Below are 11195 nucleotides of genomic sequence, written 5' to 3' on the forward strand. Positions count from 1 at the left end.
GAAAGCTAAATAAATAAATAAACAGCTTAATAAGGGTAATGGGGTAAATACTGATACTAAGATACTGGTGATAAAGCCCCAAACGGTGGTGTAATCACGCCAACCACTGAGCATATTATCGGCTTGATGACCCGATAGTATATAGAAATTTTTCGACAGATTAGGCCTAGTGGCAAAGTCTTGTCCCACGGCTAATACTAAAAAATCACCGGGTTGCAGCACTATATCACCCAGTTTTCCCGATAAAGCACCACCTTCTCTGCGCACAGCCACTACCGCGGCATCAAAGCGAGCACGAAAACCGGCTTTTTTTAAGGTTTTTCCGGCAATGGTAGAATCGGCTTTAACCAAAACCTCGGTTAAGTTATCACGCAACAAATTCTCTCGCAGTAAATTACCTTGCTCAGCATATAAATTCAAGCCATCGAACTGCTGTAAAGTCAGCACTTTTGAGATATCACCACTGAAAATAAGCTTATCACTGGCTTGTACACATTCTTCCGGGCAAACGGGGGAAATTAATCGTCCTTGACGGACTATTTCTACTAAAAATAACGAGTCTAAATTTCTCAGACCATTTTCTTCAATACTTTTACCTATTAAGCTTGAAGACTTTGCTACTTCGGCTTCGAGTAAATAGTCATTGGTCGCTAAATCATCATCAACCAAGTTAGGTAAAGAGCGGCTGCGCAGTAAAATAACAAAAAGACATAAGACAAAAGCCGATAAACCAATTAAGGTAAAATCAAAAAAACCGAAACCTTGATGGCCCTGTTTAATCAATAAGCTATTAACAATAAGGTTAGTTGATGTGCCAACTAGGGTTAACGTGCCGCCTAAAATAGCGGCATAAGAAAGTGGTAATAATAACTTGCCGGCATTAATCAGCTTGTTTTTTTTCACTGTATTGATAAGTGTTGCCACCACAGCCGTATTACTCATAATCGCTGACGCTAAGGCTGTACCGAGTAATAAGCGAAAGGTAGACTTTACTTTAGAGCCGTTAAAAACCCCTGCGGATAAGCGCCTTAAAATACTGGTGCGTTCAAAGGCGAAAGAACATAACACCAGTAGTACCAGCGTTACTAGACCGGGATTGACCGCATTGCTAAGAATGTCATCAACACTGACAAACGACAGTGCTAAACACAACAATACCGTCACCGAGAAAACGCGTTCGGGTACTTGGCTGTATTTAACTAAGCTGATAAAGGTGGCAACAAAAACACCTATCATCAACCACTGCTCTATTGTCATTTTTATCCTAAATATTAACCATTAAAACTTAATCAAAACATCTTATAAAAACTAACTATCAAATAGTTATTTAGTGATGTCGCGTGCACCCCAGTGTGGGAACTGCTTGCGAACTAATGCATTTAACTCTAATTCAAAGCTTGAATATTCATGAGTTTGCTCATCAATAGCATGATTAATCATGCCTGCGCCGACAGTGACGTTGCTTAATCTATCGATGATGATAAAAGCACCCGTAGCTCGATTGTCTCCATAAGCATCAAAATGTAAGGTTTCGCTGGTAACAAAGTTAACGATACCTATGTCATTAATTACCAATTGAGCGCTAGGCAACTTTTCCATGGTATTAACGTCATACTTGCTATCAATACTTTGTGCATGACCGGTAGTCATTTTACTGCCGTGTTTGATATAGTATTCACGACCAGGCTCAAGTTCATTGTCATGCATCCATACCACGGTTGCACTAAACTCTTTTGATGAAATAGGTAAACACCCTTTTTTCACAATGGTTTCGCCGCGACTGATATCAATTTCATCTTCAAGGGTTAGCGTAACCGCCATACCTTTATCCGCACGTTCTAAATTACCATCAAAAGTAACGATTTCTTTAATCACACTTTCTTTACCTGATGGCAAAGCAACGATTGTATCGCCAACGAGTACATGACCAGAAGCAACCGTGCCAGCAAAACCACGAAAGTCGAGATTTGGACGGTTAACCAGTTGTACTTGATAACGAAATTGCGTGAACTCTTCTTGTGTCTTAACATCTATGGTATTAAGCAATTTCATCAAAGTAGCGCCTGGATACCAAGGCATATTTTCACTTTCTTCAACAACATTATCGCCATTTAACGCTGACATAGGGATAAAGCGTACATCCGTAAATTCAAGTGACTCGGTAAATTCACGGTACTCTTTTTTAATCGCTTGATAGCGCTCCTGAGAATAGTCAACCAAGTCCATTTTATTGACGGCCACAATAATGTGTTTAATACCTAGCAACGAACAAATAAATGAGTGACGACGGGTTTGCACCTGCACACCATAACGAGCATCAATCAAGATAATGGCGATATCACAGGTTGACGCACCGGTCGCCATATTACGGGTATATTGCTCATGACCTGGGGTGTCGGCGATAATAAACTTACGTTTATCGGTGGAGAAATAACGATAAGCAACATCAATGGTAATGCCCTGCTCACACTCAGACTGCAAGCCATCAACTAATAACGCTAAATCAATGGAATCACCGGTGGTACCTGATTTTTTTGAATCTTTTTCAATGGCGGCTAGCTGATCTTCAAAGATCATCTTTGAATCATGAAGTAAACGACCAATTAAGGTGCTTTTGCCATCATCGACACTACCACAGGTTAAGAAACGTACTAACTCTTTGTTTTCATGTTGCTTTAAATAAGCTTGAATATCTTCTTCGATTAAGTCTGATTGGTGACTCATAAGTTCTTCCTTCGGAAATTTTTCATCAATGTTTATTAAATAAAGGTGCTATAAAGTAAATGCTAGGTTGAGCGTTTAATACTTAGAAATAGCCTTCCATTTTCTTCTTCTCCATTGAACCAGCGCTATCGTGATCTATCACTCGCCCTTGACGTTCAGAGGTTTTGGTTAATAACATTTCTTGAATAATTTCAGGTAAGGTATCCGCTGTTGACTCAACAGCGCCCGTTAACGGGTAACAACCTAGCGTTCTAAAACGCACACTCTTCATTTGAACTTCTTCATCTTCACCAATCGGCATACGATCATCGTCAACCATGATCAAAGTGCCATCACGTTCCACTACCGGACGTTCTTTGGCTAAATAAAGTGGCACAATCGGAATACTTTCTAAGTAGATGTACTGCCAAATATCAAGTTCAGTCCAGTTAGATAACGGGAAAACACGGATACTTTCACCTTTATGTACTTTACCATTGTAGATATTCCACAATTCTGGCCGCTGATTTTTTGGATCCCAACGATGGTTTTCATCACGGAACGAGTAAACGCGCTCTTTAGCACGTGATTTCTCTTCATCGCGACGAGCGCCACCAAAAGCAGCATCAAAACCGTATTTGTTTAGTGCTTGTTTTAAGCCTTGAGTTTTCATTACATCAGTATGGGTAGCACTACCGTGAGTAAAGGGTCCCATGCCCATGGCCATGCCTTCTGGGTTTTGATGCACAAGTAATTCAAAGCCATACTCTTTCGCTATTTTATCGCGAAAGGCTATCATTTCTTTAAATTTCCAGTTGGTATCAACATGTAATAATGGGAAAGGAATTTTACCCGGCGCAAAGGCTTTTCGAGCAAGATGAAGTAATACTGCCGAGTCTTTACCGACAGAGTACAACATCACGGGATTATCAAATTCAGCCGCTACCTCACGAAAAATATGGATAGACTCGGCTTCAAGCTTTTTTAAATGGGTTAAATTCATTGCTAATACAAACTTTATGAAAAATTAATAAGCCTATAATGCCATAAAGAGAATTATTTTCCATATAACAAACGCATTCGATATAACTAAAAGTAATAACGAGCTTGGTGTTTTATACCCTTTGCCGATGAAAGCTGCGCTAAATCAATTGTTGCCGCTAATAAGTTAGCGCTAAATAGTGTAGAAAATAAAAAAGTCAGCCTAGGCTGACTTATAAAAACGCTTTCACTGTCGGTGTTAAGAACAGAGATTAAATGCTGCGGTTAAATACGGTTATTAAATAGTTAAGCGCGATTTATTAACATTCACTGTCTTTTCACCAATACCACTGACCTTAGTTAGCTCATCAATGGATTTAAAACCACCAAACTGCTGGCGATAAACAATGATGGCTCGAGCCTTAGTATGCCCGATGCCTTTTAAACTGAGCAACTGATCAAAAGTTGACTTATTAATATTAACAATGGCTTGCTGCTGGACAACCTCTACTTTAGCCAAAGATGTTGAGGAAACCTCTTTAGCATGGCTGACGACCGTGCTTATTGACAAGAGTAAAGCTAATGATGCAGTAAATAATGCTCTAGAAAGTACTTTTAATTGCTTCTTCATATATTTCTTCCTTGATATAAATTATAGAGATGAATGCCATTTAACATTTTGGCGGTAAAGCTAGTAAGCAACTAGCTCAGCTAGCACCTTACTAGTTTTAGTTGCCAAGCTTACTAAAGTCAAAAATAAATTAGGGGTAAGACCACAAAAACAACGAAGATTTTATCGATAAAAATTACCCTGGCCAAATTAGCACACCCCATTAACTTGATACTTGACCAAGACCATTACTGCAAATGATAATCATTATCATTGCTAACTTTATGCTTAACTGCTAGCATCCGTTTATCTCTTTACGCTCCTTAAAAAGGATAGATATATGGCACGCATTATTTACCCGCTTATATTGGCTGTGCTACTAACCAGCACAACTATGGCAATGGCTCAGCCGACTAAAAAATTTAAAGTACTCACTAGCTTTACTATTATTGCCGATATAGCAAAAAACATCGCGGGTGACGCAGCTCAAGTAGAGTCGATGACTAAAGCCAATGCCGAAATTCATAATTATCAGGTAACCCCGAGTGATATCCGCCGAGCCCACAATGCTGATCTACTGCTATACAATGGTTTAAATCTAGAACGTTGGTTTGAAAAGTTTTTTAATAACTTAGCTGACATTCCTAGAGAAGTAGTTAGTAAAAACATCACCCCGTTAGGCATTGGTTTAGGCCCTTATAAAGGCAAACCAAATCCTCACGCTTGGATGTCTGCTGACAATGCCATCATTTATATTGACAATATCCGCGCAGCATTAGTTAAACACGACCCCAAAAATACCGATACTTATAATAGAAATGCCAAGTTCTACACCGCCAAGTTACAAGCAGAGTTGGCTCCTTTAAAACAACAACTGGCACGTATTCCAGCAGAGCAGCGTTGGTTAGTGACCAGTGAAGGAGCCTTTAGTTACTTGGCTCGAGATTATCAATTAAAAGAACTGTATTTATGGCCGATTAATGCCGATGCCCAAGGTACGCCACAGCAAATAAGGCAAGTAATAGATAAAATCAAAGCTAATAACATCAACACGATATTTAGTGAAAGTACTGTCTCCGCTAAACCGGCGCAACAAGTGGCTAGGGCTACTAACATACACTACGGTGGCGTGCTTTATGTCGACTCATTAAGCAATCAACAAGGTCCTGTCCCCAGCTATATAGAGCTGCTTAAAGTAACTTTAACGACTATCAGCCTAGGGTTACAGCAGCAATGAAAGGTTTAGAGGTTAATAATATTAGTGTCAGCTACAACAATGGTCATTGTGCATTATCAAATGCCAGCTTCAGTTTACCCATGGGCTCTATTACTGCATTAGTGGGTATTAATGGCAGCGGTAAATCAACTATGTTCAAAGCCATTATGGGCTTTGTCTCTCTTAGCCAAGGTAATGTAGAAATATTAGGGCTAACGGTTAAAAAAGCTTTAAAAGCAATCTAGTTGCTTATGTGCCACAAAGTGAAGAAATTGATTGGAATTTTCCTATATTGGTTGAAGACGTGGTTATGATGGGTCGCTACGGTCATATGAATATGTTTAGGCAAGCCAAAGAAAATGATCACCGGCAAGTCGAGCAAGCCTTAGCTCGCGTTAATATGAGTAACTATCGTTACCGCCAAATCAACGAGCTCTCTGGAGGCCAGAAAAAACGAATTTTCCTCGCCAGGGCACTAGCCCAAGAAAGTCAGGTTATTTTACTTGATGAACCCTTCACCGGCATAGATGTACAAACCGAAGAGCAAATAATGGCCTTGCTTAGAGGTCTTCGTGCAGAGGGTAAAATATTGTTGGTATCAACGCATAATTTAGGCAGTGTTCCTGAGTTTTGCGATAGAACGGTATTCATAAACAAAACCATTTTGGCGCAAGGTGAAACCAAGCAGGTTTTTACCAAAGAAAACCTGCAAAAAACCTTTGGTGGTGTATTACGTCATTTTGTCTTAGCCGGTGAAACTCTGCATAAAGATGATGATGCCAGGCAAGTGACTATTTTATCAGATGATGAACGCCCAGTAGTGCTTTACGGTGAACAAAATAACAGTAAATTAAGCAGCAATGTCGATACTGCTAGTGAGGTTGCTAAGTAATGATTGCTGAGCTACTTAGCCCCTTTAGTTATGATTATATGGTTACCGCTATGCTGGTCAGTGCCTTAATTGGTGGAGTTTGCGCCTTTTTATCGGTGTATCTAATGTTAAAAGGCTGGTCGCTGATAGGTGATGCACTCTCTCACTCTATCGTACCCGGTGTTGCTGGTGCCTATATGTTAGGGCTGCCCTTTGCGCTTGGTGCGTTTTTCTCCGGTGGTTTAGCGGCAACCACCATGTTATTTCTACAGCAAAAATCTAAATTGAAGGTAGATGCTATTATCGGCTTGATCTTCACCTCCTTTTTTGGACTTGGGCTATTTATGGTGTCCATCTCGCCAAGCTCAGTCAATATTCAAACCATAGTGCTAGGCAATATCTTAGCCATAACCCCACAAGATACCCTACAGTTAGTGTTAATAGGTGGTATTTCTTTGGCCATTTTATTAGTGAAGTGGAAAGACTTAATGGTGGTTTTCTTTGACGAACACCATGCCCGTAGCATTGGCTTAAACCCAGTAGCACTTAAAATACTGTTCTTTACTTTACTCAGTGCCTCGACCGTTGCCGCATTGCAAACCGTCGGTGCCTTTTTAGTAATCGCTATGGTAGTGACTCCCGGGGCAACCGCCTACTTACTCAGCGACCGCTTTGCCAATGTACTTAAATTGAGTGTCGCTATCGGTACTAGCAGCGCATTTTTTGGTGCATATTTAAGTTACTTCATTGATGGCGCAACGGGCGGCGTTATTGTGTTATTACAGGCAATTATCTTTCTATTAGCTTTCGTTTTTGCCCCTAAATATGGTTTGCTCGCCAGCAAGAAAAAAAAGAGCTTAAACATAAGCGAAGCTACATTAAGTAATAATAACGAAAAGAAAGATAAAGAGGTTAAAAATGTCCTTGTTTGATCCCCTTTTCACCAGTGCATGGTTAGTATTATTATTAGAGCCTTTGCAATTTACCTTTATGCAGCAAGCTTTCGCATTAGTGATACTGATAGCGATACCAACTGCCCTGCTCTCTTGCTTTTTAGTACTTAAAGGCTGGTCATTGATGGGCGACGCTATTTCTCATTCCATCTTACCTGGGGTTGTTATCGCTTATATCATGGCAATTCCCTATGCCATTGGCGCCTTTATTGCCGGAATTTTTTGTGCGTTAGCCACTGGCTATATTAAGGATCATACGCGTTTAAAAGAAGATACGGTAATGGGGGTGGTATTTTCCAGCCTATTCGCCTTAGGCTTAGTGATGATGAGTAAAATTGAAACGGGTGTGCATCTTGACCATATTTTATTTGGTGATCTTTTAGGGCTGAGTTGGGAAAACATTATCGAATCCGCAGTCATATCAATCGCGGTGATTGGCTTTATCTTAGTTAAAGGTAGAGATCTAGTGGTTTATGTCTTTGATCACCAACATGCAAAAGCTATTGGTTTATCGGTAAAGTTTTTACATTACAGTTTACTGGTCACTTTATCTCTGACTATCGTAGCCTCATTAAAAGTCGTTGGTATGATCCTAGTAATTTCTTTACTCATAGCACCTGGTGCTATTGCATTCTTACTGACTAATCACTTTAACCGCATGCTTTATTTATCGGTAAGTATTTCAATTTCTTGCTCAGTCGCTGGTGTTTATCTCAGTTTCTTTATTGATAGTGCGCCAGCGCCGACCATTATAATGGTGATGTCATTGCTCTTTATTCTGGTATTTAGTTACCAGCAAATAAAAAGTAAAGTGATGAAGAAACAAGCACTTTCAAGTACTGGAACATGCAGAACAACCAACGTCAATGCAAAAGCATCAACGTCAGTTGAGGTATAGTAGCCCTATTTTATCGCCAACTTACTGCCAAATGACTTTACTCAATTGCTCTTGCCCTTCAGCTAAAGTCATTTTAATCACTTTATTATCTTCATCGACACTGATTAATCGCGGTATACCACCAGCAGCAAACTTTTTATAAATACTTCGGTCTTCATCAACCGCTAGCGCAACCTTAATACCACGCTTATCTCGCCAAGCTTTAACCGTTGCGGCATCTTCTTCTCTAGCAATGGCTATAATTTCTATGCTGTTATCTGCAAGTAAAGGTGAATTATTTAACGCTGTCAGTAAGCGGTTAGAATCAGTACACCAGCTGGCAAAGAGTACCACCAACTTTTTCTTATCAGTGCGATGTAAGTTAACTTCTTTACCATCAATGGTGGTAATCGAATTAATTGGTAAGATATCACCGCTAGTAATATATACCGGAAACTTCTCTGGCTCATCCGTGGTTAAAGCTCCCGGACTTTGACATGCTGACAAGACTAACCATAAACAAGTTAGCGTGCTTACTTTAAGGGTATTATTGATTATCTGTTTTAACATTTGAAATCCCTGTGTACTCGGTTTTATGGTTTTATGGTTTTATGGTTTTAATCATCATTAGTGCGATAAAATAGTACAACAAAATAGGGGTAAGTGAAAAGCTAAAATCTATCTTTCTGCTGGTGGTTACTCGGCTATTTTCTATTTATAGTATAGGGTTAAGACCGTAAATATTAAGACTGTCGAGCTTAGACTTATGATAAGTATCTCCCATAAAAAAGAGCGCCAAAGCGCCCTTTTTTTTACTCGACTAAACTAAGTTAGGTAACAATAATGAGCTAACGCCAATAAAATTATAAGCCACCATAAGTTAGCTTAGTTGGCTCCAGTAATTTTTCTAAATCGGCGCGAGAAAGTTCGGTATTTTCTTGTGCAACTTCAATAATTGGTCGATTTTCTTTATAGGCTATTTTTGCTATCTCAGCGGCCTTGGCATAACCAATTAACGGGTTGAGCGCGGTCACTAAAATAGGATTACGGGCTAAGGCCTTATTTAAATTATCGGCACGAACGGTAAAGCTAGCAATGGCCTTATCTGCCAATAATTCACTGACATTACTGAGTAACTTGATGCTATTAAGCAGGTTATGCGCCACCATAGGTAGCATAACATTCAACTCAAAATTGCCTGACTGACCACCAATGGTGATAGCCGCATCATTTCCTATCACCTGCGCGGCGACCATAGCTGCCGCCTCAGGAATAACAGGATTAACCTTACCTGGCATAATGGACGAGCCGGGTTGTAACGCTTCCAACTCTATTTCGCCCAAGCCGGCTAAGGGGCCAGAATTCATCCAGCGTAAGTCATTGGCTATTTTCATAATAGAGACAGCAATGGTTTTTAATTGCCCAGATAAGGCGACAGCGGTATCTTGAGTGCCAATAAGGGCAAAGAAGTTATCAGCCGCTTTAAAAGTTAACCCTGTGCGGCTGCTGATTTGTCGAGCAAACTCGTCAGCGAAATCTACATGGGCATTAATGCCGGTACCTACGGCGGTCCCCCCTTGAGCAAGCAATTGCAATTTCGGCTGGATACTGCGCAATAAATCAATATTGAGCTCAATTTGACTAGCCCAGCTCATTAAGCTCTGGCTAAAACGCACTGGCATGGCATCCATTAAATGGGTACGGCCAGTTTTAACATAACTATCAAGATCTTGTGCTTTGACCTCAATAGTTTGCTGCAATGCTGCTAAAGCGGGCAACAAGTTTTTCTCAACGGCAATGGCGGCGCTGATGTGGATAGTACTCGGAATAACATCATTACTGCTTTGACCACAGTTAACATGATCATTGGCACTGACTGGCGCCCCCAGCTTTAAAGTCGCTATATGAGAAATCACTTCATTAGCATTCATATTCGAGCTAGTTCCAGAGCCGGTTTGATAAATATCTACCGGGAAGTGCTGTAATAAATCAACTGAATTAAGTAGATCATGCACAGCAGCAATAATCGCCTGGCCAAGGTCTTTAGAAATCAAATCTAACTTAATATTAGCCGCAGCAGCCGAAGATTTTACCATTAATAATGCTCGGATAAATTCTTCTGGCATAGTTTGACCGCTGATAGGAAAGTTATTAACCGCCCTTTGTGTTTGCGCGGCATAAAAGGCTTCGGCTGGTACCGCTAGCTCACCCATGCTGTCTTTTTCAATGCGTGTGTTCATAAAATACTCCTTGAATAATGTGTTAGTAAATAAATGAAAAATTGTCTTTATAAGTGATTGTTAGCAATGACCATTAACAGGGGCTGCTAACAGTCTCGGTTAACAATGAAAGTATTGACTGGTTATATTTAATTCTAGCCATAAATGCCGTAAACGCTTTTTGCTTGCTTCACAGTGGCTAATACGATTTAAATCCGTTAACGGCCGGTAGATATTATCTAAACAAAGTTGCCGCCAATGCTCAGATATTAAATTATCGCAAATAGCATCAAGCAGTAGGCGGAATTGTCCTTGATACAATTGCCAACGAGCATCGTCATCGGCATTGATATCACTACCGGTAAACAGTGTCTGCTCTGCCATCAGCCAAAACGGCAGTAACTGTGGGTTATCTTCATCTTCGGCATAACGTACCTTTTGACGAATGCTGTTAATAGCCGTTGTTTGTATATCGAAGTAGGTGAAATTCAAAGTTAAAACCTTATTGATAACGATTCTCATTATCATACAGGAGATTTTACGGTTAAACAAATACACAACGAAGGAGCAAAAACATTCATAAGGAATAATACCCATTAACAATGACCGCTACTAATGACTGTTACGAATAAAGAATAATAAAATACAACAAAAACATTTATCTACTAGCGCTTTAGCCACTGCTTAATTAGAATAGCTGTCATTATTGTATCGCCTGTTAATTAGTGTAAGGAAATCATGAGTAAAAAAAGCAGCCTGTTGACC

General features: G+C 40.0%; 12 protein-coding genes. 5 read left to right on the forward strand and 7 right to left on the reverse strand.

Annotated features, from left to right (window positions below; all coding sequences use genetic code 11):
* The 4 genes from HRT50_RS13435 to HRT50_RS13450 all read right to left on the reverse strand — a co-directional run.
* The coding region (locus HRT50_RS13435) for an SLC13 family permease (RefSeq protein WP_291615314.1) at nt 1-1257 on the reverse strand (1257 nt) is incomplete at its 3' end.
* 66 nt (nt 1258-1323) lie between these two features.
* Nucleotides 1324-2724, reverse strand: a complete 1401-nt coding sequence (gene cysN / locus HRT50_RS13440) for a sulfate adenylyltransferase subunit CysN (RefSeq protein ID WP_291615315.1) — start codon at nt 2722-2724, stop codon at nt 1324-1326.
* An 82-nt stretch (nt 2725-2806) separates the two neighbouring features.
* Nucleotides 2807-3706, reverse strand: a complete 900-nt coding sequence (gene cysD / locus HRT50_RS13445; RefSeq protein WP_291615316.1) for a sulfate adenylyltransferase subunit CysD — start codon at nt 3704-3706, stop codon at nt 2807-2809.
* A 276-nt stretch (nt 3707-3982) separates the two neighbouring features.
* Nucleotides 3983-4315, reverse strand: a complete 333-nt coding sequence (locus tag HRT50_RS13450) for a helix-hairpin-helix domain-containing protein (protein WP_291615317.1) — start codon at nt 4313-4315, stop codon at nt 3983-3985.
* Nucleotides 4316-4634: 319 nt separating this feature from the next.
* Here HRT50_RS13450 and HRT50_RS13455 point away from each other — a divergent pair, with 319 nt between their 5' ends.
* The 5 genes from HRT50_RS13455 to HRT50_RS13470 are packed head-to-tail and all read left to right on the forward strand — an operon-like array spanning nt 4635 to nt 8232.
* The gene (locus HRT50_RS13455) at nt 4635-5531 is read left to right on the forward strand and encodes a metal ABC transporter substrate-binding protein (RefSeq protein ID WP_291615318.1); all 897 of its coding nucleotides are present in this window, start codon (nt 4635-4637) and stop codon (nt 5529-5531) included.
* A complete protein-coding gene (locus HRT50_RS18880; protein WP_367238878.1) occupies nt 5528-5755 on the forward strand; it encodes an ATP-binding cassette domain-containing protein in 228 nt (75 codons plus the stop codon). The genes HRT50_RS13455 and HRT50_RS18880 overlap by 4 nt, the downstream gene beginning before the upstream one ends.
* 8 nt (nt 5756-5763) lie before the next feature.
* Nucleotides 5764-6402: an ATP-binding cassette domain-containing protein gene (locus HRT50_RS13460; RefSeq protein WP_367238879.1), complete on the forward strand. Its 639-nt coding sequence runs from the start codon at nt 5764-5766 to the stop codon at nt 6400-6402.
* The gene (locus HRT50_RS13465) at nt 6402-7313 is read left to right on the forward strand and encodes a metal ABC transporter permease (protein WP_291615319.1); all 912 of its coding nucleotides are present in this window, start codon (nt 6402-6404) and stop codon (nt 7311-7313) included. The genes HRT50_RS13460 and HRT50_RS13465 overlap by 1 nt, the downstream gene beginning before the upstream one ends.
* A complete protein-coding gene (locus tag HRT50_RS13470) occupies nt 7300-8232 on the forward strand; it encodes a metal ABC transporter permease (RefSeq protein WP_291615320.1) in 933 nt (310 codons plus the stop codon). The genes HRT50_RS13465 and HRT50_RS13470 overlap by 14 nt, the downstream gene beginning before the upstream one ends.
* 21 nt (nt 8233-8253) lie before the next feature.
* Here the strand turns inward: HRT50_RS13470 and HRT50_RS13475 are convergent, their stop codons facing one another.
* The 3 genes from HRT50_RS13475 to HRT50_RS13485 form a co-directional block, all read right to left on the reverse strand.
* Nucleotides 8254-8781, reverse strand: a complete 528-nt coding sequence (locus HRT50_RS13475; RefSeq protein ID WP_291615321.1) for a TlpA disulfide reductase family protein — start codon at nt 8779-8781, stop codon at nt 8254-8256.
* A 293-nt stretch (nt 8782-9074) separates the two neighbouring features.
* Nucleotides 9075-10451, reverse strand: a complete 1377-nt coding sequence (locus HRT50_RS13480) for a lyase family protein (protein WP_291615322.1) — start codon at nt 10449-10451, stop codon at nt 9075-9077.
* A 99-nt stretch (nt 10452-10550) separates the two neighbouring features.
* Nucleotides 10551-10922: a hypothetical protein gene (locus tag HRT50_RS13485; RefSeq protein WP_291615323.1), complete on the reverse strand. Its 372-nt coding sequence runs from the start codon at nt 10920-10922 to the stop codon at nt 10551-10553.
* Nucleotides 10923-11195: the final 273 nt, after the last annotated feature.

The sequence above is a fragment of the Colwellia sp. genome, from assembly GCF_013215345.1.
GTDB lineage: Bacteria > Pseudomonadota > Gammaproteobacteria > Enterobacterales > Alteromonadaceae > Colwellia.